This is a genomic window from Niallia sp. 01092, assembly GCF_052318935.1.
Lineage (GTDB): Bacteria > Bacillota > Bacilli > Bacillales > Cytobacillaceae > Niallia.
This window is the reverse complement of record NZ_JBQRKO010000003.1, coordinates 167488-193279: the sequence shown is the minus strand read 5'-3', so window position 1 is coordinate 193279 and position 25792 is coordinate 167488. Positions and strand designations below refer to the sequence as shown.

Annotated in this window: 29 protein-coding genes; 15 read left to right on the top strand and 14 right to left on the bottom strand. The window is 34.5% G+C overall.

Annotation, left to right across the window (positions count from 1 at the left end; translation table 11 throughout):
• The first annotated feature begins 165 nt into the window (after window positions 1-165).
• Window positions 166-1065, top strand: a complete 900-nt coding sequence (locus ACTXGU_RS04725) for a LysR family transcriptional regulator (RefSeq protein WP_443480348.1) — start codon at window positions 166-168, stop codon at window positions 1063-1065.
• Window positions 1066-1225: 160 nt separating this feature from the next.
• Window positions 1226-2878: an alkaline phosphatase gene (locus ACTXGU_RS04720; RefSeq protein ID WP_443480347.1), complete on the top strand. Its 1653-nt coding sequence runs from the start codon at window positions 1226-1228 to the stop codon at window positions 2876-2878.
• Between the two features lie 68 nt (window positions 2879-2946).
• Here ACTXGU_RS04720 and ACTXGU_RS04715 read toward each other — a convergent pair whose 3' ends face one another.
• The 3 genes from ACTXGU_RS04715 to ACTXGU_RS04705 form a co-directional block, all read right to left on the bottom strand.
• On the bottom strand, window positions 2947-3789 hold the full coding sequence (locus tag ACTXGU_RS04715; protein WP_443480346.1) for a TIGR03943 family putative permease subunit: 843 nt from the start codon (window positions 3787-3789) through the stop codon (window positions 2947-2949).
• A 13-nt stretch (window positions 3790-3802) separates the two neighbouring features.
• Window positions 3803-4669 carry a permease gene (locus tag ACTXGU_RS04710; RefSeq protein ID WP_443480345.1) on the bottom strand — a complete coding sequence of 289 codons (867 nt, stop codon included), beginning with the start codon at window positions 4667-4669 and terminating at the stop codon, window positions 3803-3805.
• A 190-nt stretch (window positions 4670-4859) separates the two neighbouring features.
• Window positions 4860-5570 (bottom strand): DUF542 domain-containing protein, encoded by a 711-nt coding sequence (locus ACTXGU_RS04705; RefSeq protein WP_443480344.1) that lies wholly within the window; start codon window positions 5568-5570, stop codon window positions 4860-4862.
• 257 nt (window positions 5571-5827) lie between these two features.
• On the opposite strand from ACTXGU_RS04705, the gene ACTXGU_RS04700 reads away from it, so the two are divergent.
• On the top strand, window positions 5828-6034 hold the full coding sequence (locus tag ACTXGU_RS04700) for a TOBE domain-containing protein (RefSeq protein WP_443480343.1): 207 nt from the start codon (window positions 5828-5830) through the stop codon (window positions 6032-6034).
• Window positions 6035-6394: 360 nt separating this feature from the next.
• Window positions 6395-7294, top strand: coding sequence for an SDR family oxidoreductase (locus tag ACTXGU_RS04695; RefSeq protein WP_443480342.1), 900 nt, complete (start codon window positions 6395-6397; stop codon window positions 7292-7294).
• 197 nt (window positions 7295-7491) lie between these two features.
• On the opposite strand, the gene ACTXGU_RS04690 is transcribed toward ACTXGU_RS04695, so the two are convergent.
• The 7 genes from ACTXGU_RS04690 to ACTXGU_RS04660 form a co-directional block, all read right to left on the bottom strand.
• A complete protein-coding gene (locus ACTXGU_RS04690; protein WP_443480341.1) occupies window positions 7492-7629 on the bottom strand; it encodes a hypothetical protein in 138 nt (45 codons plus the stop codon).
• A gap of 402 nt (window positions 7630-8031) precedes the next feature.
• Window positions 8032-8256, bottom strand: coding sequence for a hypothetical protein (locus tag ACTXGU_RS04685; RefSeq protein WP_443480340.1), 225 nt, complete (start codon window positions 8254-8256; stop codon window positions 8032-8034).
• A 342-nt stretch (window positions 8257-8598) separates the two neighbouring features.
• Entirely contained in the window at window positions 8599-9276 is a 678-nt protein-coding gene (locus ACTXGU_RS04680; protein ID WP_443480339.1) for a hypothetical protein, read from the bottom strand.
• A complete protein-coding gene (locus ACTXGU_RS04675; RefSeq protein ID WP_443480338.1) occupies window positions 9276-10016 on the bottom strand; it encodes a hypothetical protein in 741 nt (246 codons plus the stop codon). The genes ACTXGU_RS04680 and ACTXGU_RS04675 overlap by 1 nt, the downstream gene beginning before the upstream one ends.
• On the bottom strand, window positions 9997-10317 hold the full coding sequence (locus tag ACTXGU_RS04670) for a hypothetical protein (protein ID WP_443480337.1): 321 nt from the start codon (window positions 10315-10317) through the stop codon (window positions 9997-9999). Before ACTXGU_RS04670 ends, ACTXGU_RS04675 begins: the two co-directional genes overlap by 20 nt.
• Window positions 10318-10368: 51 nt before the next feature.
• Window positions 10369-10899: an ATP-binding cassette domain-containing protein gene (locus ACTXGU_RS04665; RefSeq protein WP_443480336.1), complete on the bottom strand. Its 531-nt coding sequence runs from the start codon at window positions 10897-10899 to the stop codon at window positions 10369-10371.
• The gene (locus tag ACTXGU_RS04660; RefSeq protein WP_443480335.1) at window positions 10896-11282 is read right to left on the bottom strand and encodes a GntR family transcriptional regulator; all 387 of its coding nucleotides are present in this window, start codon (window positions 11280-11282) and stop codon (window positions 10896-10898) included. Before ACTXGU_RS04660 ends, ACTXGU_RS04665 begins: the two co-directional genes overlap by 4 nt.
• Window positions 11283-11474: 192 nt before the next feature.
• On the opposite strand from ACTXGU_RS04660, the gene ACTXGU_RS04655 reads away from it, so the two are divergent.
• On the top strand, window positions 11475-12239 hold the full coding sequence (locus ACTXGU_RS04655; protein WP_443480334.1) for a MerR family transcriptional regulator: 765 nt from the start codon (window positions 11475-11477) through the stop codon (window positions 12237-12239).
• 221 nt (window positions 12240-12460) lie between these two features.
• On the opposite strand, the gene ACTXGU_RS04650 is transcribed toward ACTXGU_RS04655, so the two are convergent.
• From ACTXGU_RS04650 to ACTXGU_RS04640, 3 genes are all read right to left on the bottom strand, one after another.
• Window positions 12461-13231, bottom strand: a complete 771-nt coding sequence (locus tag ACTXGU_RS04650) for a TSUP family transporter (protein WP_443480333.1) — start codon at window positions 13229-13231, stop codon at window positions 12461-12463.
• A gap of 181 nt (window positions 13232-13412) precedes the next feature.
• On the bottom strand, window positions 13413-13703 hold the full coding sequence (locus ACTXGU_RS04645; RefSeq protein ID WP_443480332.1) for a TauD/TfdA family dioxygenase: 291 nt from the start codon (window positions 13701-13703) through the stop codon (window positions 13413-13415).
• Window positions 13691-14062, bottom strand: coding sequence for a hypothetical protein (locus ACTXGU_RS04640; RefSeq protein ID WP_443480331.1), 372 nt, complete (start codon window positions 14060-14062; stop codon window positions 13691-13693). The genes ACTXGU_RS04645 and ACTXGU_RS04640 overlap by 13 nt, the downstream gene beginning before the upstream one ends.
• Window positions 14063-14237: 175 nt before the next feature.
• Between ACTXGU_RS04640 and ACTXGU_RS04635 the strand changes: the two genes are divergently transcribed.
• From ACTXGU_RS04635 to ACTXGU_RS04615, 5 genes are all read left to right on the top strand, one after another.
• The gene (locus ACTXGU_RS04635; RefSeq protein WP_443480330.1) at window positions 14238-15020 is read left to right on the top strand and encodes a TrmB family transcriptional regulator; all 783 of its coding nucleotides are present in this window, start codon (window positions 14238-14240) and stop codon (window positions 15018-15020) included.
• A 344-nt stretch (window positions 15021-15364) separates the two neighbouring features.
• Window positions 15365-15703 (top strand): metal-sensitive transcriptional regulator, encoded by a 339-nt coding sequence (locus tag ACTXGU_RS04630; RefSeq protein ID WP_443480329.1) that lies wholly within the window; start codon window positions 15365-15367, stop codon window positions 15701-15703.
• Window positions 15704-15716: 13 nt separating this feature from the next.
• Window positions 15717-15923, top strand: coding sequence for a copper chaperone CopZ (gene copZ, locus ACTXGU_RS04625; protein WP_443480328.1), 207 nt, complete (start codon window positions 15717-15719; stop codon window positions 15921-15923).
• A 126-nt stretch (window positions 15924-16049) separates the two neighbouring features.
• The gene (locus tag ACTXGU_RS04620; protein ID WP_443480327.1) at window positions 16050-18494 is read left to right on the top strand and encodes a heavy metal translocating P-type ATPase; all 2445 of its coding nucleotides are present in this window, start codon (window positions 16050-16052) and stop codon (window positions 18492-18494) included.
• A gap of 100 nt (window positions 18495-18594) precedes the next feature.
• Complete coding sequence (locus tag ACTXGU_RS04615; protein WP_443480326.1) at window positions 18595-18732, top strand: hypothetical protein; 138 nt, start codon at window positions 18595-18597, stop codon at window positions 18730-18732.
• Window positions 18733-18834: 102 nt separating this feature from the next.
• Here ACTXGU_RS04615 and katA read toward each other — a convergent pair whose 3' ends face one another.
• Window positions 18835-20289, bottom strand: coding sequence for a catalase KatA (katA, locus tag ACTXGU_RS04610; protein WP_443480325.1), 1455 nt, complete (start codon window positions 20287-20289; stop codon window positions 18835-18837).
• 340 nt (window positions 20290-20629) lie between these two features.
• Here katA and ACTXGU_RS04605 point away from each other — a divergent pair, with 340 nt between their 5' ends.
• From ACTXGU_RS04605 to ACTXGU_RS04585, 5 genes are all read left to right on the top strand, one after another.
• Window positions 20630-21112, top strand: coding sequence for a hypothetical protein (locus ACTXGU_RS04605; protein WP_443480324.1), 483 nt, complete (start codon window positions 20630-20632; stop codon window positions 21110-21112).
• A 285-nt stretch (window positions 21113-21397) separates the two neighbouring features.
• Window positions 21398-21979, top strand: a complete 582-nt coding sequence (locus ACTXGU_RS04600; protein WP_443480437.1) for a shikimate kinase — start codon at window positions 21398-21400, stop codon at window positions 21977-21979.
• 109 nt (window positions 21980-22088) lie between these two features.
• Window positions 22089-22859 (top strand): type I 3-dehydroquinate dehydratase, encoded by a 771-nt coding sequence (aroD, locus tag ACTXGU_RS04595; protein WP_443480323.1) that lies wholly within the window; start codon window positions 22089-22091, stop codon window positions 22857-22859.
• A gap of 189 nt (window positions 22860-23048) precedes the next feature.
• A complete protein-coding gene (locus ACTXGU_RS04590) occupies window positions 23049-24182 on the top strand; it encodes a Fic family protein (protein WP_443480322.1) in 1134 nt (377 codons plus the stop codon).
• A 180-nt stretch (window positions 24183-24362) separates the two neighbouring features.
• Window positions 24363-25751, top strand: coding sequence for an aldehyde dehydrogenase (locus ACTXGU_RS04585; protein ID WP_443480321.1), 1389 nt, complete (start codon window positions 24363-24365; stop codon window positions 25749-25751).
• Window positions 25752-25792: the final 41 nt, after the last annotated feature.

Below are 25792 nucleotides of genomic sequence, written 5' to 3'. Positions count from 1 at the left end.
TACAGGTAATGTAACATCAATCTTAATTATTTAAAAATTCAAAGTTTTAATCATATTCATATGTGTTTTTGATGTTAGATTTTCTTACAAGGTTATTGAAATAGTATATATTTTTCTATAGAATTAATTAGTTATAAGTTAAATAATATAAAAGGGTGAAAAAGTGTGGAAATACGTCAATTAAAGACATTTGCTATTGCAGCAGAACATTTAAATTTTACAAGAGCTGCAGAAATATTAAATTTCACACAGCCAACTGTTAGCTCGCAAATTCAGGCGTTAGAGCAAGAGTTAGGTCAACCTTTATTTCTCCGTATCAACAAAAAGTTAAAACTTACACCTGCTGGGGAAATGTTGCAAAATTATACTAACGAGCTTTTACTTACTGTTCAAAAAATAGAACAGGGATTTGCTGCACTTTCTGAACCGAAGGGGAAACTTACAATTGCTGCAGCGGAAGTTTATTGTACGAACTATTTGCTTCCCATTACGACGGAATACATTAAAAATCATCCAAGTGTTAATATAGAGATATTATCAAGGCAAACAAGCAAGGTTATTAAAGGCGTCTTAAATAAACAGTATGATGTCGGGATTATTGCTGGAGAGTTTCAAGATAATGCCATATCCAGCACAGTTCTGGAGGAAGAAGAACTGTTGCTAGTAGTCAGCAAAGCACTGTATGAAAAATACTCAGTTGATCGCCTGCTGGCAGAGCTCCCATTTATGAGATTTAGAGCAGATGGTGAATTCCAAAAAATGATGGATATCTATATGAACAAACTTCCCTTTAAACCAAGCCAAACGATTCTTGTGGAAAGTGAAAAAGCAATCAAACAAGGAATCATTCATCAAAAAGGGATTGGTGTGATGTCCAGCAATTATGTGAAAAGGGAACTGGAAACAGGCAAACTGGCAGCTCTACGTTTATTTGAAGAAAAGGTAATGGTAAAAACATCACTGATTGCACTTCAGGAAAATTCACAGCTCCAAACACTTAAATCATTTTGTGAAATGATTCAGTTGGTTTGGGACAAAGTACATGAATTGCCATCGTTTACTTAGCTCAGGAAAACCTTCAATACCTTATTATTCATATAATGGAAATATGAAGACAACTTCACATATTTTTACATATTTTATACAAAGAATTAAAAAATGATTTACAACCATATGTTACCTTTGTATAGGTGAAATTGAATGCGAAGGGAGATCTTATAAGGTCATGAAAAAGAAATTATTAGGTGTTACGCTAGCAGGTGCAGTAGCGCTCGGATCATTTGGATTTGGAAATGGATTAGAAGCAGAAGCGAAAGCGTCAAAGAAAATGCCGAAAGAGCCAAAAAACGTTATTATGATGGTGATGGATGGGACAAGCTCTAGTGCGACAACGTTAGCTCGTTGGTATAAGGGCAAACCGCTACATATGGATAAATTAATGGCAGGTGGAGTACGTGCTTATTCAGCAGAATCAGCAATTACCGATTCAGCTCCAGCAGCAACAGCATTAGCAACTGGCAACAAATCAAACTCAGGGTATATCGGTGTATTACCATCTTTAGTCAACACACCAGGTGTGAAACCTGTATCTAAAAATAAACAATATAGCCCAGTAGCAAATGTTCTTGAAGGGGCGAAATTAACTGGTCGTGCAACAGGTATTATCGCTACATCTGAGATTCAGCACGCAACACCAGCTGGATTTTCTGCTCACCATTATGATCGCGGCAACTTTGAAGTGCTTGGTGAACAGCAAGTTTATCAAAATATTGACGTCGTGTTAGGTGGAGGAAAACAATCTCTTTTACCAGGTGAGGGAGAAAAGAGCCGCAAAGATGGCGAAGATCTTGTGAAAGTAATCAACAAAAAAGGTTATGACTTCGTTGAAACAAAAGATGAGTTAATGAAATCAAAATCAAGAAAAATTTGGGGTGCTTTCGCTGATCGTGATTTAGCAAATGATATGGATCGCAAACAAACAAAGCCAGAACAGCCAACATTATCTCAAATGACGGATAAAGCGATTAAAACATTATCAAAAGATAAAGATGGATTCTTCTTATTTGTCGAAGGAAGCAAGCCTGACTGGTCTGCACATGGAAATGAGCCTATAGGCATGCTAAGTGAAGTTTTAGCATTTGACGAAGCGGTTGGAAAAGCAGTTGAATTTGCGAAAAAAGATGGCAACACGATGGTTATTGCTGTATCAGACCACGGTAATAGCGGTCTTTCCATCGGAAACGCCAACACAACAAAAGGTTATGATACAACGCCTGTATCCGCTTATATCAATCCATTGAAAAAAGCGAAAATGACGATGGAAGGTGTTTTAGCTTCTTTAAATGAGGATTTATCTAATAAAGAAGAAGCAGCTGCTTTATATGGGTTAGATAACTTAACTGCTGATGAAAAAGCACAGTTAGATGCAGCCCAAGATAAAAAGGCAATTGGTGCTACATTACCTAAATTGTTAGCAAATCGTGCAAACCTTGGATTTACAACAGGCGGACATACTGGTGAAGATATGTTCCTATATTCTTATGGCGTTAAACGTCCAGTTGGTCACTTTGACAACACTGATATTGCAAAACATATGGCAAAATCAATGAACTTTGATTTAAACAAGTTAACAAATCAACTATTTATTCAAGCAGATAAAGCATTTAAAAACGCTAAAGTAACAGTTGATTCTAAAGACCAAAATAATCCAGTACTTGTTGTCAAAACAAACAAACGCACCGTTAAATTCCCAGTGAATAAAAACATTGCGATTGTAAATGGAAAACAAATTCAAATGAAGAGCGTCGTTGTACAAGATAAAAACGGTCGATTCTTTGTGTCAAAACAAGCGCAAGACATCGTGAAAAAAGGTAAATAAGATATTTTTTCAGCAGCAAAAGCCTTTCATCTCTCTGAAAGGCTTTTGCTATTTTAATAGAATAATATTTAATTTCGTCTATACACATAAGGATCTTCCGGCTGTGCAACTTTTTTCCATGTGGTTACTTTTAGAACGGGAATTGTTTTTTTGAAAGGTTGATAGTAGATGGTTTCCAACTTCCCTGATACTTCTAACCATTCATCATTTTTTGTTTTCAACTCATCAGGAAGATCCAATAGCATACCGTAAACACCTGAGTCCGCAATACAATGGATAATGCCGAATCGCAGCAAAAAGGCTTGATTTGCATCTAACTCTTTTTCGCGATAAGAAAATCCTGTGATGGTTACTTGCTTATCGATAAATTGGCCTGGATAGTTATAGATTGTCTCTAAATCATTTAAGAAATTTTGTTCGTTTAAAGTAATCGTGTCTTTGTTGTTAAGCTTTTTAAGCCCGGTATCCATCAATTCTCTATACCCTTCTTTTCCATAATATCCACTTGTATCTGGCTGGAGAAACTGATGCTGGCTATATTCATCTCCTTCCGCGTACACTGGGAAAGTCAGCCCTTTTTTAGCGACAATATTAGAATCTAATGTAGCAACAGGCAAAAAAAGACCTGTAATAACCGGTGTTAATAAAACTAAAAATGTAAAGCCTCTTTTCCACCATGTGTTTTCCTCTTTCGCATGATCATGGCCACAATGATCACTGCAATCTTCATGAGCAGAATTGTCCCGTTTTATATAAAAGTAAATACAGATTAAGGTGAAAAAGATACAAATATAAATAGCTGACTCTGAAATATAGGCATATTTCATATTTATATATTTTGATATATTGCCAGAAGCATGAAGGTGGAAAAATAAATAAGTGAATCCGATAAGGACAAATATACGAAACATAAACAAGCCCCCTTTATAAAAAGATGGTTAAAAGTAAAACAGTGATCGTTATACACGCTGTTAATAGCAAAACAAATTTACTTTTAAATGTACTTAATAACATGAACGTATTTTTGATGTCTAACATTGGTCCAAAAACTAAAAAGGCTACGATGGAACCAGTTGAAAAGCTGCTTCTAAAACTAGAAGCAACAAAAGCATCCGCTTGGGAACATAGACTCAACACGTATGCTAATCCCATCATGACTAGATGAGAAGATACAGGTCCATTTCCAATCGAAACAAGGGTGGATGTTTTAATAAAAGTTTGCACAGCCGCCGCGATAAAGGAACCAATTACCAAGTATTTGCCTACGGAAAAGAATTCATCAATAGAATGCTTAAGCATAGCGACCAGTCTGTCTTTAAAAGAATGATAATGCGTATGATGGGATTCTTTATTTTTTAACGGAGAGCTTTTTATCATCATTTTTAAAAGAAGTCCTACAATAATAGAAACTAGTAAAGCAAATCCTCCCCGATATAATACCATGGTCCAGCTGTTTCCAAAGGCAATATAGGTTGAAAACAGTACGATAGGATTAATAATTGGCCCCGTCATCATAAAAGCAATCGCAGCAGGCAAAGAAACTCCTTTTAAAATTAATCTTCTTGTAATGGGAACAATACCACATTCACATGCAGGTATAATACTGCCTAGCAGGGACGCAACAATTACGGCTAAAATAGTATTTTTCGGCATAATTTTTGCAATCAATTCTTCCGACACAAAAATTTGAATAATGCCGGATACAATGACGCCAATTAAGATAAATGGAAGTGCCTCAATGATAATGCTGATAAATATAGTATTCATTTGCAACAATGTCTGCGTATTCATAAACATCTCCTAATGTCAGTAAGTTTAAATAAACAGAATGATAACAAAGTATAGCATGTTTAAATGAAGATTAAATGAAAATTGGATAAGTAATTTCTGGTTAAAGTAGTTATTGGTATGCAAAAGGAAAAAGGAGTGTGTCCCAAAAGTATAACTTTTAGGACACACTCCTTTATTAGCTTACAATTTTCTATAATGCTTTTTCCAATGTCTTAGGAAATAAAACTGAGTTTTCTAAATCAAATAGTTGGAAAACCTCTGATTCTAAAGCCTCTAATCGTGTATTTACTACTCGTTGTGTTGCACATGAACCTTCCGGTGGTGTATATTGGTTTGTTACTTCTCGAAGTTCTTGGAAAAGGTTTCGAACAAAAGTATGTGATTGTTTTGCTTTTTCGATCGATTCTTGAAGCTGAACTGTCATATCGTTTGACTCTTCATTTTGAGATGCTAAAAGGAGCGGGAAATCGATAGTATCTTCTCGAATCATTTGCTGTTCTAATTCTATTCTGATTTCATGGAATAGTTTATGAAGTGAATAAATGTGAGGGTTTTTGGCTCCATGAGCTCGTAACATTTTCGTTAAGTATGGACTTAATTGTGGCAATTCATCATTTAAATAGCCGTGATGTTTTATCCGAATATAGTCAATTAATTCTTTACTAGAAGCAGTTTGGTCATCGATGCTTTTTTCTGCTAATGATTTCGTAACATAGTACAATGTATTTAGTTTTGTGATAATTTCATCGGCAGGAAGGTTGGCTTCAGTTATTGCTGCTTGCAGTTGCCTGTTGCCTCCACAACAGTAATTTATTTCGTATGATTTTAAAATATCTGTTGCTTTCGGCAACTGTGTGACAATATCACGAATGATTGAACTTCCTGTAAAAACAGCTTCCATTCTTATCCCTCCAAAAATTTATTTTACATACCTTTTTATCATAACGTTCATTCTGGAATAAGGCAGTGATAAAAATCACAATGCATCATTTTTCTGATTATTCAAAAATGTAAAAATGTTGAATTTTTTAGTAGAATTCCTCTAAATTTCACATAATTTGTAGAAACGTTCACTAAATTGTCATAATTTAATAGAAAATTCAGAAAAATATAATATATACTAAACTTGTAAATATATATTAATAGGGGGAATTCAAAATGAAAATTAGTGCAAGAAACCAATTAGAAGGAAAAGTATTATCAGTAACAGAAGGTGCGGTTAACGCAAAAGTAGATGTAGATTTAGGAGAAGGCAAAGTTATTACGTCTATTATTTCAATGGACGCTGTAAAAGAACTAGGATTAACAGAAGGTTCATCTGTAACAACATTAATTAAAGCTTCTAATGTGCTATTAATGGCATAGTGAAGAAAAATAGGTCCTTATTTACTAATAGGGACCTTTTTTTTGTTTAGGCTGTTTTCGTATAGATTGTTGCTTTTAAACGGGCAGCCTAAATACACTTCGTCCGTTTAGCGAGCGTCGAGCCTCCTCGTCGCATTCGCTCTGCTTAAGTCTCGTCTTTCTCGCATTCCCACAGGAGTCTACGTGTATTCAGTCTGCTGAGTACTTATTCTCCTATTTTTTACTTAAAAAATAACAAACTTTGAGAAAACAGCCTTTGTTTATCACTGCTTTTCCTTAATCATTTGATGTAGTTCTTTCACCCATTTCATGTTATTGAATATACTGATTTCAGTATTTATGAAGAGGGAGGAGACAAGGATGAACCCAAAGTATCCTTATATCGGATCGGAAAAAATATGTGAAGAAGTGCCAATTACTTTTCCGGCTCAGCAGCAGTATCATCAGCCAGGGTTGGAATATTTGATGGTTCCTCGTCCGATCTATGATAACCCAAACTATAAAGGAACAGGAAAGTTAAAAGATAGGGTAGCTGTTATAAGTGGTGGAGACAGCGGAATTGGCAGAGCTGTTGCAGTTGCCTTTGCGAAAGAAGGCGCCACGATCGTTATTGCTTATTTTGATGAGCATAAAGATGCGAAGGAAACAAAAGCTGCTGTAGAGAAGTTAGGGAGACCTTGTGTTTTAATACCAGGTGATTTAAGAAAAAAAGAACATTGTCAATATGTGGTGGAAACGACAGTTCATCTTTTCGGCAAAATAGATGTTTTAATCAATAATATAGGCGTTCAATTCGTCCAAAATAATTTGGAAGATATATCGGACGAACAATTAAAGAATACATTTGATACGAATATTATGTCTTTTTTTCATCTAACAAAAATAGCACTTCCTCATATGTCAAATGGAAGCAGCATTGTCAGTACGACATCGGTGAATGCGTATATTGGGCGGGACAATTTAATCGATTATTCCGCTACAAAAGGAGCGATTGTCAGCTTTACTAGAGCGTTGGCAAATAATGTGGTCGATAGAGGAATTCGCGTGAATGCAGTAGCTCCAGGCCCTATTTGGACACCATTGCAGCCTGCGACTCAGCCACCTGAAAGCATCAAGCATTTTGGCACAGACGTACCGATGAAACGAGGCGGTCAACCATATGAGCTTGCACCCGTTTATGTGCTTTTAGCATCAGACGATGGTTCTTATATAACCGGGCAAACGATTCATGTAAACGGAGGGCAAATGGTAACGACATAAACAAGTAGTGTTTCGGTAGTACAATAGTTATTGCTCATCTATAATCCATGCATAAAAACATATAGTATTTATCCTCTAAGATAGTCTATTGTGGCTGTCTTTTTTATCATTTGCAGCAGATAATCTTCTGTTGGCGCACTCGACTGCCTTCTCTAAACAAAAAAAGAAAGGAAAATAAATGATCTTTACAGATGCATTTAATTTTCCTTTACTTCATTTTCTTTCTTTTCCACTTCTTCTAGCAATTGTGATTGCCATCCATAAAGTTCATTAATTTCACTTACTACTTTATTTAAGAAATCATCTGTAATAACGTCTTCTCTTTCGATATTCATATAATCACCTCTTTCTTTATTTGTAGTGTTAGTATTAATCTGAAATGATGGGTTTATACAGTATCATAGTGAAAATACTATATTGGATTGGGAATGATGTGGGTAAAGCATAGGATATATTTTGAATATTTTTATAAACAAGAAGGGAAACGGTTATTTTTTATTCACTGTAATAGAACTTGCTGAAAGTTCTATTTGGGGTGTTTAAGTAAATGTAATGAAGTAATACCTTTTGTAAGAGGTTCAATTTAGATAACTCCTACTATTATTATACACTAAAATATCGAAAAATTCACAATTTTTTCGAAAAATAATAAAAATATTTGCTAATTATTTAGTGAAAAAAGCTTGCTCTAAATAGGACAGAGCAGCTGTCAGCTTAGCGTGTTATCAACCGAGTTTTTACCGGTATTTGTAAACATAAAGTTTTTCTGCAAAAAAACTGACGATTAGACCAATAATAAAAGGAAGAATTGACCCAGTTGAAACGAAGAAACCATTTGCGTTATCTGTATATTCCTGATGAAGCATTAACCAAGGAATAGTAAACACATATCCTACTAAAAAAAGCAGACCTGTCGTTAAAACAAACGTTGGGAAGGTAAAGATAAATCTTTTACATTTCATTTGAACACTTCCTCATCACATTTTATTGTATATATTTTCGATTATCTTTTTAGAAGGCGGTTTTCTCAAAGTTTGTTGTTTTTCACTTAAAAAAATGGGAGAAAAAGTACTCAGCAGACTGAATACACGTAGACTCCTGTGGGAATGCGAGAAAGACGAGACCCCACAGGAGCGTATGCGACGAAGAGGCTCGACGCTCGCCCACGGAAAGCGAAGTGTATTCAGGCTGCGAGTTTAAAAGCAACATTCTATACGAAAATAGCCTTTTAGAAACAAGCACAATCCCTAGTAAATAAACATTTTTTTTCAGGGCTGACCAAGGGAAGTGAGTCTTTCTTACTACTATTCGCCAACATAATTTACTGCGTCGTCCCCTGTTATTGTTAAATGACTCGGAACACGAAGATAAAGAATATCATTCCCATGAAAATTATTTATTAATTCATTAAAAGTCGCTTCATCTTCTTTAGAAAATTGTGTTAGGAGAAAATCCTTTTTAAAAGTAGATATGTTCAATTTCGTTTGTTCTGGTTCTTTTATATATAGTTTATTGTTTTTAAATGTCAAATGATAGGAAGGAACATTCTCCATTATATTTTTGTCCTTTAGGATCACTTTTGTACGATATAGCATACATTCGAGATCCGTAGCATTCCTATTTTTTTCCACAAAAACAGAATAATCTCCAACTTCTAATGAGCTTAAATCAATGCTTGTATCCGATAATGAAAAATTCCACTTTTCCTTTAAAAAGGCACCTTCGTATTTGTCTAGCGTTCCTTCTTGTGCAGACTCATAAAAATCGTCGAATGCAGCATTAGCATTTGTATTACTTATAGAAGGTGATGGTATAAATTTTTTTGCAGGAAGCAAGTAATAAGCAATGCCTGATAGGAGCAGCACGCCAAAATATCCAATGATGATCATTCGCATTGCACGATAATGAGAAAACTGAGGCATGGAGCCACGTAAGAAAAATAGACAGATAAAAATGATGAGTAAAATAGACAGCCACATCATTAATTTTTCACCTCAAGTCTTGATAAAATAAGTAATACAAAACACCAAATAATTCCTGATGCAGCAATTGTTTTTACTGTGAATATTATTAATGAATGTTCATGTATAAAATATTCTACAAAACTAGCAGTATTTACATTGCTTCCTTCTAAGATGAAGAGACCGATAACTAGTGCTGGGAGAATGACAACAAATGCTTTACTCAGCTGGACAAGGCTACCCATAAAAAACCCAATCGAACTTGCTAAAAAAACATATAAAAAAAGGATAAACATACTAAGCAGCAATTCAGAAAAAGAAATATAAAAATTATCCCATAATAAAAAGTCACTATTCTTGGTGAAAAAAATAAGAACATGGAATAAAAGCCCTGTACATAATGCACTAACACTGGCAATAATACTTTGAAAAAAAATAAAAAGAAGAGTAGAGAAATAACTCGCCAAACGATTGGAAACTAGCGTAAAATCATAGTTCCTGAATTTTCTTCCTCCATAAGAAATACAAGTAAACAATGCCCATAGTATTGTTAAAGTAATAATAAAAGCATTTGAGTATACTTTTGCTTCAACGGAAAGAAGGTTGTTGCCAGTTGCCCATGATGAAATATTAGTAAAACTAAAAAATAATGCCAAAAGTTGAATAGCAATTAACTGAAAAAAACTGCTGGTATTGCAGCGGAATTTATAAAAAAACTGCTTTTTTACAACAGAAAACATGCTAGATTCGTTTAAATACATTATCAATTCCTCCTTTATTTTCGGAAGTAAGATATACACAAAGCTCATTTGTTGAAATAGAAGACAGTTCAATACCTAAGCCTCTTAACTGATGGATCCTTGCTTCCGTAAAGTCATTTTTAATCGCAGCATAACAGCTGTTTACTCCAATTGTTTCAAAATAGAGGACGTCTTCGTTTTTTATGACCTCGTTTATAACTTTCTGCTCTCCTTTAAGTCCAATGCCATATTCCTTCAAATCTGTTACAGGCAAGTGAAGAATTTTCTCGCCATTATTTATAAGTAAAACGTCTTCTAACATATCATCGATCTCATTTAAGAGGTGACTAGAAAGAATAATCGACCGTGGATGCTAGATATAATCTTTTAATAAAGCACGGTAAAAGTCTTGACGGACTGCAGCATCCATCCCTGTTGTTGGCTCATCAAATATTGTTAAAGGACAACGAGCAGCTAAACCGATAATCATATTAAAGGTGCTTTTCATTCCTTTCGATAGCTTATGGTGCAGCGTTTTTGGATGAAAAGAAAAATAATCAAATAATCCTTTGGCTAGCGGGTCGTTCCAATTTGCATAGAAGCTTTTAGCGTATTGAAATATTTCCGAAAGAGTTAAGGATGGGGGAAAGACCATTTGATCGTCTACAAAGATCATATTAGTAGATACCTTTAAGCTAGCATAAGGATCTTCTGAAAAAACTTTTAAGTCTCCTGCAGATTTTTTGTAATGTCCTGCAATCATTTTTAATAGAGTAGTTTTTCCTGCTCCATTGCGCCCGATTAGGCCGGTGATTTTGTTTTCTTCTATTGTAAAAGAAAGATTGTTGACTGCTGTATGATGCTTATATCGTTTCTCCAAGTTTTTGCACTTGACTACTATCATTCTTGTCCCTCCTTATATTGCTTCTTTACAGTATGAATCATGGTAATTAATTCGTCTTCTTCGACACCAAGTCTTTCAGCTTCTATTACAAGTTCCAACACCAATTTGTTCATAATTTGCTCCTTCCTTTTATTTAAGATCCATTGTCTTGCATTAGGGGATACAAACATTCCAAGACCTCTTTTCTTATAAAGAAGCCCTTCATCAGCAAGAATATTTAATCCTTTTGCTGCCGTTGCAGGATTAATATGAAACATTTCTGCAAGCTGGTATTGAGAATAGATTTTTTCATCATCTTTTATGTGTTCATTTAAAATTTCCGTTTCCAGCCATTCGGCAATCTGAACATAGATTGGTTTCATCCCATCATGATTAAGAATCAAAGGAACACCTCCTTATTACGTGAATTAGTACATTAGTGATGTAATGTAGTATATGTTAAGTTGGTGGAAAAATCCATATTTTTTTTAAATAAATGTTAAAAGAAGGATGGTAAATAATAAATAATTATGATAAAACCTATTTACATTCACGTTACGTAAACCCTTATGATGTAATTGTCAGGAGGTTAAATGATGGAGTACACCGTACAAAAGTTAGGGAAATTAGCGGGAGTAAGCACTAGAACATTAAGGTATTATGATGAAATTGGCATTCTTAAGCCGGCGAGAATCAATTCATCAGGGTATCGGATTTATGGGGAAAAAGAGGTCGACCGCTTGCAGCAAATTCTTTTTTACCGAGAGTTGGGAGTAAGTTTAGAAACAATCAAAAATATTTTGATGTCCCCGTCTTTTAATAGAGAAGATGCACTAAAAGAGCATCGACAAAAACTCCTGGCGAAACGAAAGCAGATGGATGCATTAATAAAAAATGTAGAAAAAACAATCGCTGCATCAGAAGGGAGAATAACGATGAGCAATAAAGAAAAATTTGCAGGATTTAAACAGAAGATGATAAAAGAAAATGAAGAGAAATACGGGAAAGAGATTCGCGAAAAATATGGGGATGAAAAGGTAGATCAATCTAATAGCAAGCTTATGAATATGACGGAAGAGGAATACGAACAAGTGACAAAGCTTGCTGAAGACGTAATGAAAACGTTAAGTGAAGCTTTTAAAACTGGCAATCCAGCAAGTGAGTTGGCGCAAAAAGCAGCGGACCTTCACAAACAATGGCTTACCTTTTATTGGACAGAATACAGCAAAGAAGCACATGCTGGCCTTGCCCAAATGTATGTTGATGATGAAAGATATACCGCTTATTATGATAAAGAGCAGCCAGGAATGGCGGAGTTTTTGAGGGATGCTATTTATTTTTATACAGGTGTAAAGAAGTAGAAAAAAGGAAAATCATTAAAATGTTGTTGAAATTTGAACTTTCCCCTTTTTTGTAGACAGTAAAAATAACAAAAGGATCTAAGCGGCTTTAGCTCTATGTTAAATAGAGCTAAAGCCGTTTAGTTGTTTTGGAAGTAGAATAAACTAAGTTTAAAAAATAAGCTTAAGAATATAAATAGGTCTATGTAATTGAACATAATATGACCCCTTTTATACCACTATTACATTATTTTTAAATAATCAAAAATATTTTTTCCAATTAAGAAGAAAGTAACTAAAATAAATAAAGCTCTTACATAAGTTACTCCTTTTTTTAAAGCAAAATTTGAACCAACTAAAGCACCCAAAATCATAGAAATACCCATTGGTATACCATATGAAAAATTAACCATGTCAAGAGCAATAAAGGTGATAAGTGCAGCGATGTTGCTTCCGAAATTTAAAAATTTTGCATTTCCAGCAGATTGTAAAAAGTCAAATCCAATAATAAGGAAAGCAAACAAAATAAATGAACCTGTACCTGCTCCTAGAAATCCATCATAAAAACCAATAGAAAATATTATGAGAGAAAAAAGAAAAGCTTTTTTTAAAGTTAGTTTTTTATAAGTTGATTCTTTACCCCAATTTTTCTTTAAAATTGTATAAATAGCTACAGCTATTAAAAGTACTAATACTAATGGTTTTAAAAACTCTGAAGAAATAAAGTTTACTACTAAAGCCCCTAATAAAGATCCTATGAAAACGAGAGGAAACAATTTAGCTACTAACTTGAAGTTGACTTTTCCTGATTTAATAAACGCAATCGTACTTGTTAAGGACCCCATTGAACTAGCTAACTTATTTGTTGCAATAGCTGTCGAAGGTGAAAAACCAGAAAATAATAAAGCCGGTATAGAAATTAAACCTCCACCTCCTACTACTGCATCAATGAAAGAAGCTAAAAATCCAAAACATACTAACAACAAAAGTGTATACATATTAATATCATCCAACTAAGCAACCTCCTAAGCGATACGAATAAGAACGGCTTAACTCCCTTTTTAAAAGTAAGTTGAGTCGTTCTATTTATTATTATTTTTGCAACTCTAACTCTATTTTTAAAGGTATACAAACATGGCTTTCAGTAGATCGACTTGCACTTGATTTATTAAAATCAACAACTGTAAACATTCTCTACAACCATCTATCTTTTCCATCATATTTTGGTTTAAAAGCTGTTCTAGCATGAGCTGCTAAATGATTATCTATAATAATAAGGTCACCAGGTGTTAAAACTATGCCAGAAGATACTTTGGATAAAGCTTTTTTTAGTTCTTCTAAAGCCCATTCAGCTTTATCATTAATTCCCTTCATTAAAGAACCGTAAATACATAAATTGGGTTTGACAATATTGCCTGACAATACGGATGTTTTAATAGATAAATTTGGTGAATTGAATGATGAAGGTGGACTTAATACATACAAAGGTTTTCTCCTAGATGCAACATGAATAAATATGATAAAAGTTTACTTACATTACTTTCTTTCTTTTTAGATGGCTCGCCATTATTTGGAGTATTAGGTAAATTTTCATCAATTGGTAGATTTCTGAATAAAATAGTTCCATATTTATTTTTTTCCCGTTTAAAGCTGATAAGATGATCAATTATTTTTTCAGGAAGCTTAAAGGATTCTCTTTCCAATTGATTCAAAGTGTAATTATCAATTTGATTTAAATCAAGATTAATAGAATTAATTAATGCGTATAACTCATCTTTTTCCTTATCAGTTAGAGTATAAATATTTGAATTTTTAAGCTCAGACTTTTCTAGAATTGAAATCATTTTATCCTCCTAATATTTCCTTTTTAGTTATTACTATAATAGTAACTAAAAAATAATTTCCTGTAAATAGTAAATTGCTTTTTTTACAATATCTTCATTTTTTGAATTTAAGTAATCCGAAACAAAAGTTTGATATGATAGGTATATAAGTTACTAATTTTACTGGGAGGAAATGATGAACGACATTATTCAGCAAATTCAATCTTTAGGTTTTAGTCAATATGAGGCAAAAGCTTATGTTTCTTTAGTTAAACAAGGACCGACAAGTGCTTATCAAGTGAGCAAAGAATCAGGCATTCCTAGGGCGCGTATATATGAAATATTAAATGGTCTTGAAGAAAAAGGAATTGTAATGAAAGAAGAAATTAATGAGTCTGTACAATATTCTCCATTACCAGTGGATGTATTTTTAGAATCTGTTCAGTCACAGTGGAAAAATACTTATGAATCTATAAGTGAGAAATTAAGACATTTGGAAAAAACGGAGCTTATACCAGACAATCGAGTTTTAACACTTAAAGGAAAAAGGCAAATTCTAGCTTTTTGCCGTACTTTAATACAAAAAGCTAAAAGAAAAGTAGTTGTTTCTATATGGGGACCAATGTATGAGGAGATTGAAAACGAGTTAAAAGATGTAAGAAAGCATGCTAATTTGAAAGGAATTGTGTTTCAAGTTGAAAACCCTTTACCAGAACTGAATGTACATAGACAAACAAGCTATGTTGATAATATTGGGAAAAATAAATGGTTTATTTTATCAATTGACGGGAAAGAAATGATATATGGACCATCTGTAGAAGAAAGAGCCACTGCCTTTTTAACAGATGACCCAATTCATATATACCTTTTGGAAAATTATATTTGGCACGATATTTTAGTTAATCGGTTAGTTAAAGAAAGTAAAGGTAATCATGATAAATGGATATCGAAGGAAAGAGAAGATTTCTTTTGTATTTAAAATAAAAAAACTTAAAGAAAAGGAGCTTTAGTTTAATAAAAGATTAAAGGAGAACACGTAGTATACATAACAAAATATGTACTCTCCTTTATTTTTCGTAATTGTAATAGTTATACAAGGGCTGTTTTTGGAGGTAGGTTAGTTATTAAAATTGGTAAGAAGATAGTTGTTGTGACTTCGATTAAGTAATGCTTTTCTAGAGCGCTAATATTTTTGTTTTATGTTTAAGAGAAAAATTCATCACTGACATAAATTTGTCAAAAAATAAGTAAACAGACTAATTGACTTATATACCATACAGGGGTATGATATATGTAAATAAGTTATACAAAGGGGTGCTTTTATTGGAGATAGAATTAAAGGAGAATCATGAGGATGAAACATCTTGTCATGAAACTAGCGAACGAAAAAGTCATCATTCCGATAAAGTAAAAAAAAATCTAGTTACCAGGCTCAATCGTATCGAAGGTCAAATTAGGGGAATAAAGGGTTTAATTGAAAAAGATACGTATTGTGATGATGTCATCACCCAAATAGCGGCAACACAATCGGCTTTAAACAGTGTTGCTAAAATTTTATTGGAAGGCCATATGAAGAATTGTGTGGTCGATCGCATCCAAGAAGGAGATATGGAAGTGCTAGATGAAGTATTAGTAACGATTCAAAAATTAATGAAAAAATAAGGAGTGTACTAAGATGGAAAAAGTAACGTTAAAAGTAGAAGGCATGTCATGCGGTCATTGTGTAAAAGCTGTAGAGAGCAGTGTAGGAGAGCTTTCAGGAGTATCAGCAGTAACGGTGAAGCTTGAAGAAGGACTTGTTGACGTAGCATATAACGAAGCAGAAGTAAGTTTGGATGCAATCAAAGAAGCAATTGATGATCAAGGTTATGATGTGAAGTAATCACTTGGTGAAAGGGGTTTATTTAGAGTCCCTTTAAAGACAATTTGGGGCTTAAACTTATGTACTAAGAAAGCCTCTTTCTTTTTCTATAAAATATACCCCATATAGGTATAAGGAGGTTTCAAAATGAGCGAAGCATTGCAGAGAAGTGAAGATAGAGGGCAAATACTAAAAGAAAATCAGTTTCAAATAACTGGTATGACCTGTGCAGCTTGTGCTACAAGAATTGAAAAAGGATTAAATAAAATGGAAGGAGTAACGGAAGCAACCGTTAACTTAGCATTAGAAAAAGCAACTGTTAAATATAATGAGGATCAATTAACTGCTAAAGATATTCAAGCAAAAGTGGAAGGACTTGGGTATGGTGTTGTGCAGGATAAGGCAGAACTTGCCATTACAGGCATGACGTGTGCAGCATGTGCCACCCGAATTGAAAAAGGTTTAAAAAAGTTGGAAGGCGTTAACGAGGCAAATGTAAATCTGGCATTGGAAAAAGCGACAGTTGAATATAATCCTTCTATTATATCCACAAAAGAAATTATCGGAAAAGTAGATAAACTAGGGTATGGAGCTAGCATAAAAAATGAAAAAAATGAGGAGGAAGTAAATGATTATCGGCAAAATGAATTAAAAAAACAGCAAAGAAAATTTATTGTCTCCCTTATTTTATCTTTGCCGCTATTATGGACAATGGTTGGTCATTTTCGTTTTACTTCTTTTCTATACGTTCCTGAAATTTTGATGAATCCATGGGTGCAATTGTTATTAGCAACACCTGTTCAGTTTATTATTGGAAAACAATTTTATATAGGTGCGTATAAAGCGATTAAAAATTATAGTGCAAATATGGATGTGCTTGTCGTATTAGGAACTTCCGCCGCTTATTTTTACAGCGTGTATTTAGCCTTTCAATCAATTGGTCATTATGGTCATACAGAAGGACTTTATTTCGAAACAAGTGCCGTTCTTATTACATTAATTATTTTAGGAAAAGTAATGGAAGCAAAGGCAAAAGGAAGATCATCTGATGCAATTAAAAAATTAATGGGATTGCAGGCAAAAACAGCTACTGTATGGCGAGATGGAGCAGAGAAGATCATTCCTCTTGAAGAAGTGACAGCAGGGGATATTGTGTTTGTCAAACCAGGTGAAAAAATTCCAGTCGATGGGGAAATAATAGAAGGAATATCAGCAGTTGATGAATCGATGATTACAGGGGAAAGCATTCCTGTAGATAAACAAACAGGAGACAGTGTAATTGGTGCATCGATTAATAAAAATGGTTTTATAAAAATAAAAGCAATAAAAGTCGGAAAAGAAACAGCCCTTTCTCAAATAATAAAAGTAGTCGAAGAAGCGCAAGGATCAAAGGCGCCGATTCAACGCCTTGCCGATACGATTTCAGGCGTTTTTGTACCAGTTGTTGTCGGAATAGCGGTACTTACGTTTTTCATTTGGTTTTTTGCAGTCGATCCTGGCAACTTTTCTGAAGCATTAGAAAAGCTAATTGCTGTTCTTGTGATTGCCTGTCCTTGTGCCCTTGGTCTCGCTACGCCAACGTCTATTATGGCTGGTTCAGGACGTGCAGCAGAATTCGGCATTCTTTTTAAAGGTGGAGAGCATCTAGAAATGACCCACAAGATTGATACAGTCTTGTTAGATAAAACAGGTACGGTGACAAATGGTGCTCCTGTATTAACGGATGTGCAAACAGTTTTAGATGAAGATTATTTTTTATCTCTAGTTGCGTCCGCAGAAAGTCAATCAGAACATCCATTGGCACAGGCAATTGTCAGCGGAGTAAAGGAAAAAAATATTCCACTAAAAATGGTATCTGCTTTTGAAGCTATACCTGGTTATGGCATAAAAGCAACAGTAGAGTCAGAAGAAGTCTTGGTCGGTACTCGCCGTTTAATGTGTAAAAATAATATTCCAATTGATTCCATTGTATTAGAAATGGATGCTTTAGAATCACAAGGAAAAACGGCAATGCTTGCTGCTGTAAATGGAAAGTTCGCAGGAATGGTGGCAGTGGCTGATACGATAAAAGAATCTTCAAAAGAAGCGGTGGAAAGAATAAAGCAACTCGGTGTAGATGTAATCATGATTACAGGGGATAATCAAAAAACAGCACAAGCAATTGCGGCACAAGCAGGCATTGAGCAAGTAATTGCCGAAGTGCTCCCAGAAGGAAAAGCAGAAGAAGTGAAAAAATTGCAAAAGCAAGGGAAAAAGGTAGCGATGGTTGGAGATGGAATCAACGATGCACCGGCACTAGCATTAGCAGATATAGGCATGGCGATTGGAACTGGAACAGATATAGCAATGGAAGCAGCTGATATTACATTAATCAGAGGAGATTTAAACAGCATTGCCGACAGCATTATGATGAGCAAAAAAACGATTCGCAATATTAAACAAAATCTGTTTTGGGCTTTCGCATACAATGTAATTGGCATCCCGATTGCCGCATTAGGCTTTTTAGCGCCATGGCTTGCTGGAGCTGCAATGGCTTTCAGTTCGATATCTGTTGTTTTAAATGCCCTTCGTCTGCAGCGGGTGAAATTGTAAAAGCAATTAGGTTTTATAAAAAAGTTCATAATTTAATACTCTTCTATCCATACTAATTTTGTACGTCTTAAAAATCTTATTATAGATGGAGGGAATAGCTATGGAGAAAGATAAAAAATCAGAATATGATAATCAATGGGCTACTGCTAATGTAGAGGTTACAGAAAGTTCAAAAGAAAATAAAAAAAGTGCAACAAATAATCAATGGGCGAATACAAATAAAAAATCAATGGAATAATGGTGTTTAAAGATGTCTTTGTGTACAAAATAGCAAACTTTTTAAGCTGATGAATCAAAGATAAAAAGCTTCCTGTTTGAAGGAAGCTTTTTATCTTTGAACTTATTTTACAGCTTTAGGTACGGTTAAACCTAGTCCTTCTGCAATGCGAGTTCCGTATTCAGGATCTGCTTTGTAGAAGTGGCCGATTTGGCGAAGTTTAATTTCATCTAATTCTACTGGTTTCATTGCGGCAACAATGTTTTCCACTAATCTTGTGCGTTCTTCTTTAGACATTAGACGGTATAAATCACCAGCTTGTGTGTAATGGTCATGATGATCGTATGCGACACTATCTGCCACACCGGATACTGCAAATGCTGTTGTTCTATCTTCAGCAGATTCAGTTGGTCCACCAAAACTGTTTGGTTCATAATAGACTGAACCGCCTCCGTTGCCATCAAAACGCATTTGTCCATCACGTTGGTAATGGTTTACAGGGCATTTTGGACGATTGATTGGCAATGCTTGATGGTTAGCTCCGACTCTGTAGCGATGTGCATCACTGTATGCAAATAAGCGACCTTGCAGCATTTTATCTGGAGATGCCTCAACGCCAGGCACGAATGTTCCAGGTGAGAATGTAGCTTGTTCTACTTCTGCAAAATAGTTTTCAGGATTGCGGTCAAGAACCATGCGGCCAACTTCGATTAATGGATAGTCTTTTTGTGACCATACTTTTGTTACATCAAATGGGTCGAAACGATATGTGTTTGCATCTTCTAATGGCATGATTTGTACATATAGCGTCCAAGCAGGGAAATCTCCTTTTTCAATCGCATTAAATAAATCTTCTGTGTGGTAATCAGGATTTTCACCAGCAATTTTAGCAGCTGCATCTACCGCTAAGTTTTTAATGCCTTGGTCTGTTTTAAAATGATATTTAATCCAGACAGCGTCTCCTTCTTTGTTCACCCACTTAAATGTATGGCTGCCAAATCCATGCATATGTCTTAATGTTGCTGGAATACCGCGGTCAGACATAAGAATTGATACTTGATGTAAAGATTCTGGAGAATGAGACCAGAAATCCCATACGGCAGTTGGATTTTTTAAATGTGTTTTTGGATCTCTTTTTTGTGTATGGATGAAATCAGGGAATTTAATCGCATCGCGAATAAAGAATACAGGTGTATTATTTCCAACAATATCGTAGTTCCCTTCTTCTGTATAAAATTTCACCGCGAATCCTCGAGGATCACGAACCGTATCTGCAGATCCAAGTTCACCAGCAACTGTAGAAAAACGAATAAACAACGGTGTTCTTTTACCAACTTCTGATAAAAAGTTGGCTTTCGTATACTTTGTTAAATCATTTGTTACTTCAAAATAACCATGTGCACCAGCACCTTTAGCATGAACGACACGTTCTGGAACACGTTCTCTATTAAAATGAGCTAATTTTTCGAGTAAATGAACATCTTGAATTAATGTTGGTCCACGATGCCCTGCCGTCATGGAGTTTTGATTATCACCAACAGGAGCTCCCCAACTTGTTGTTAGTTTATTATTTGTCATTTAAAATCACCTCATAATTTTTAATAATTTCTTTGTCTTAAATAATAATAGCATTTATAATAAAAAAATCAATACTACTTTATAATTATTATAAATAAAGTTATCGTAAGCAATTTGTAAAGACAAATTCATAATGATCAATTAGATGAATTACAATAATTTTCCACGTATATATAGAATAATAGAAAAGTAATAAATTTACTAACAAAAAGAGTTTGAAGGGTTAAATTCAATTATGTACAATCACCCAATTGGAAGTGCCAACATACCTTTATAAAAGAAAAGTTTTTTAAGAAGATGGTTACCTTTATGAACACACATTTTAAAGGGGGGAATATGCTTGTATCCTTACAATTACTATAGGGAAACAAATTGGCAAGACATCTTAAATTTGCTGCAAAGAAGTTTATACGCTGAAGAAATGGTTTGTGCGATGAGCAGTGAGCTTTATCATATTCCGCAAGCGAAAGATATAAAAGGGAATAATGAAATGCATAATCATTTAGTTCCAGCATCTTACCATCGTGTGACAGCAGTTGGATCGGCTCAAAGACTAGCAACTGGCGAGCAGAGGCAATCAATCATCGATACGATGACAGCTTGTATAAAAAATGCTGAGAAACAGGATGTATCTGTAAAAAAATGGCTAGGTGTTATGGAGGGAAATGCCGGTTCTGAATTTAAACCATTTATCCAAATGATCATTCGCTGGCAAAATCAGACGGAATTTTATTTAAATCAAACGAAGTCTGAACTAAAAAAAATGGGAATTTCTATTCCAGCAGAAGCCGAACAGCAGGGCGGAGAGTATAATGGGTATTAACGTTCAGCTTCCATCAGAGAGAGAAAAATTCTTGCAAATGGAAGTTTTAACAAGGCTTGCATCAAGGTCTAGAGCCTTTCATCACTAAGTGTTTGAGGTAGACAAAAGGCTCTATTTCTTATTTTTCAGTTTGCTGAAACGATTTCGTCCAAATAGATAAGTAAGCCCCTATTGATTTCGAACATTTATCATAAAATCCATCGCCTAATAATCTTCTATGATTAAGAGGTTCGATGACGTATAATATAAGGAGAAAAAAACAACTTATTGGTAATAAATGTTAAAATGCAAGAAATAGGGGGCTTCACCTTGAATACACGCAGTGTTCCGCTTAAAGAAAAAAATATTATTTTTATTGGATTTATGGGAGTAGGGAAAACATCGATTGGAAAAGCCGTTGCGAAGAAGTTGTACCGAGACTTTCTCGATGTTGACCAAGTGATAGAAGAAGAATATGGAATGCCTGTTCCTGAAATTTTTAATAAGCTTGGAGAAAAGACATTTAGAGAGAAAGAGAAGGAAGTAATCATCAACCTTTGTCAGAAGAAGAAGCTTCATATTCTTTCGTTAGGTGGAGGTTCCTTTTTACAGGAAGAGATAAAAAAAGCTTGTTTAGAGCATTGTATCGTTATCCATTTAGATTTATCTTGGGATTCTTGGAAAGAAAGAATTAATCTTATAATCGATAGCAGGCCCGTTTTAAAAGGAAAATCAATGGAAGATATGGAAGAGCTGTTTAATAAAAGAAAAGCAATATACGCTGATCACCATTCCTCAGTGTTGACAGATAGCCAAGAAATTGAAGAAGTAGCAGATTATATTGTGAATTCATTAAAATGGGCTTGGGAGTTAAATGAACCACAATAAGGAGAATCAGCATAAAAACACTCGTTTTTTTGCTACCTAATAAGCTAGATTAAAACGTGCGTGTTTTTGCTGTCTGTTCTTTTTATCATGTAACTGGAGTGAACGTTTGATGGATCAAGTAGTTAAAGTGAAAAATATAGAAATAGGTGCAGGCATTCCGAAAATATGTGTATCTATGATTGGACAAACAGTGCAGCAGCTAAAAGAAGAGGCTGCCTATTTAAAAACATTAAATGTAGATGTGATCGAGTGGCGGGTTGATTACTTTGCACAAGCAGATGATGTAGAAAAAGTACTATCGGCATTAAGTGTCATTAGAAATGAACTGGCAGATCTTCCGCTTATTTTTACTTTTAGAAGTAAAAAGGAAGGGGGAGAAAAAGAACTTGATTCTTCCTTGTATTTTGCTTTAAACAAGGCAGCTTGTGAAGCTGGGATTGCCGATATTATTGATATAGAACTATTTAATGATGAAAAAGAAATACAAGAAATAGTAAACTATGCCCATAGTAAAAAGGTTGCTGTTATTATATCGAATCACGATTTTGAAAAAACTCCTTCCAAAGAGGAAATAATAGCTCGTCTATGTAAAGCGCAGCAATTGGGTGCAGACTTGCCAAAAATTGCTGTTATGCCTAACTGTGCTGCCGATGTTATTACTGTTTTAGATGCAACAAGCACGATGAAAGAACAATATGCAGACAGACCAATTATTGTGATGTCTATGGCTGGAAAAGGTGCAATCAGCCGAATGGCAGGAGAAGTATTTGGATCAGCATTGACATTTGCCGCAGCGAAAAAAGCATCCGCTCCAGGACAAATTCCTGTTGCAGAGTTAAGAACAGTTTTAAATATCGTACACAATGCCATAAAATTATAAGAGAAGAAAAAAGAAACCTGAACGAAAAACTGTTAAAAAGTTCTTCATTCAGGTTTTTTATATTTAATTCTTGTTATTAACTCTAGTTACGGAAGAAAGTATGATTTATAAATCACTTTTTTGTATTTTTTGATCTAATTTAGTGTAATATGGATAAATAAGAGCAAAAAATGCAAAGGAGGGACATTAATGGCAATTCATGGATTGAATTTATTACCTTTAGATGTAAAAAACAAAGACGCCATCAAAATCTTGAATGTTCTATCCCAGGCAAGTAATAAAATAGGTAGACTTGAAGAAAAGTTTAAACACTCTATTGTTAGTGAAGCATTAGTTCAAGTATTATCTCTAAGTGAATCCGTTGAGTCGACACGAATTGAAGGTACACAAGTTACATTTACTGATATGGTGGAAGAAAAAGATGATAAGAATCCTCGATGGGAAGTTATAGAAGTAAATAACTATCAACAAGCTCTGTTTGAAGGATTTGAGCGTATAAAAAATGGTTATCCAATAACTACAAGGCTCATCCAAGAATTACATCAGATTCTGATGAAAGGGGCGAGAGGTTCTGTTCAATCCAGTGGACAGTTCCGGAAAATCCAAAATTTTATTGGTCCCACGAATAAAATAGAAGATGCTTCTTATATTCCTATATCGGCTGAGAAAATTAGTGGCTATATGAATAATTTAGAAAACTTTATAAATGGCCATCCATATAATCAGAAATTATCAATAGAGCATTTGGGAAATTCTTTAGAGCGTTTTGTGTTTGACGAAGAGAGTGATCCCCTTATTAAATCAGCTATTATTCACGCGCAATTTGAATCCATTCATCCTTTCTTAGATGGAAATGGTCGATTAGGTAGGATTTTAATTGTACTATATCTTATGCAGTCTAAACTTGTAACGAAACCCATCTTTTTTGTAAGTGAAGAGTTAGAAAAAGAGAGAATGCGTTACTATGATTTATTAAATGGAGTACGAGGGCAAGATCCAGATTGGGGAAGTTGGATTTTATTCTTTTTAAATGCATGTAATCGAATGGCGGATAAAATTAATGATAAATTGGATAAAGCTGAAGAATTAGCAAGAGGTGGGTTACTGAAATGTGAAACTCCTTCTGATACAAAAGTATGGATATATACTTTTTCAAATCCTTTTACCGATGTAGCTTCTGTTGCAAAAGCATTAAATATATCGCCTAATACCGCGAGAAAATCACTCAATAATTTAGTGGAGAAAGACCTATTATTTACGGATCGCCATACAAAACGCAATAAAAAGTACCGAAATTATGAGTTAGTTCGTATTCTTACTTAAGAGAACCAAAATCGCTGCTAAGTATAGATTACATCAATAGAATTTAAAGTTATTATTATCAGAAATAAAACAAAAGTGAATCGATAAGAGTTGAGCGCTTTTGTTTTTTCTTATTCTTGTTAAGTTTTTTAATTGGGACGAAACAAATCACTTCAATTGAAAGGAAGAAAACGAAAATATATGGAACTAACTTCAAAAGATGTGGAGCAACTGATCAGCGGGCATCAACAATTCTTTTATACGAACGAATCGGCATCCATTGAATTTCGTTTACAGCAGCTGCAAAAGTTAAAAGCAGGAATCGAACAATTTAAACAAAAGATTATAGAAGCACTGCAAAAGGATCTAGGAAAGCATGCGTTTGAAGCGTATGCCTATGAAGTAGGTTTTGTGTTAAGTAGCATCAGGCATACGCTAAAGAATTTAAAAAAGTGGGCAAAGCGAAAAAAAGTAAAAAGTCCGCTTACGTTGTTTCCATCAAAAAGTTATGTACAGTATGAACCATATGGAACGGTGTTAATCATTGGGCCATTTAATTATCCTTTTCAGCTTGTAATGGAACCGTTAATTGGTGCGATTGCTGCTGGAAACTGTGTCGTATTAAAGCCTTCTGAATTGGTTCCATCTATATCAGCTGTTATTACGGAGATGATTTCGTCTATTTTTGATGAAAACTATATTCGTTCTGTTGAGGGTGGAGTTGCCACAAATACGGCATTAATACAGGCTTCTTTTGATTATATATTTTTTACAGGAAGTGTTTCTGTCGGAAAAATGGTCATGGAAGCAGCCGCTAAAAATCTTACACCTGTAACGTTAGAATTAGGCGGAAAAAGTCCAACATTTGTCGATGAGAGTGCCAATATTCCCATCGCTGCACAACGTATTTTATGGGGGAAAACAGTTAATGCTGGGCAAACATGCATTGCTCCCGATTATCTTGTAGTCCATGAATCAGTAAAAGAAGACTTGATTGTAGAATTGAAAAAAGCATTGCATACTTTTTTTGGATCGAATGTAGCAAGCAGTAAAGACTTTGGCAGGATAGTGAATGACAAACATTTTAACCGGCTAGCACAAATCCTTCAGCAAGAGGAAGAAAACATTCTTGTTGGAGGAAATAGCAATGCGAAAACAAGATTTATCGAGCCAACCTTACTGAAGGCTGATTGGAATTCTTTATCGATGAAAGAGGAAATATTTGGACCGATTCTTCCTATTATTACGTATTCTGACTTGGATGATGTCATACAGTCTGTCCAAAAACAGTCCAAACCACTGGCATTATATGTTTTTACAACAAATAGAGAGGTAGAAGAGAAAATTGTAAGCAGCATTTCTTCTGGGGGAGTGTGTATAAATGATACCATTACACATGCGGCAAACCCATATTTGCCATTTGGTGGTATTGGGAGTTCTGGAATGGGAATGTATCATGGCGTGTATAGCTTTTTTACTTTTTCACACAAAAGAAGTGTACTAAAGAAAAACAATAGATGGAATATTACGACTTTATTTCCTCCTTACACAGAAAAGAAAAGGAAATTAGTTCGTAAAGTTTTAAAGTAGGAAACCTGTGGGAAGAGGACTAGAGCTTTTATAGTCTGGAG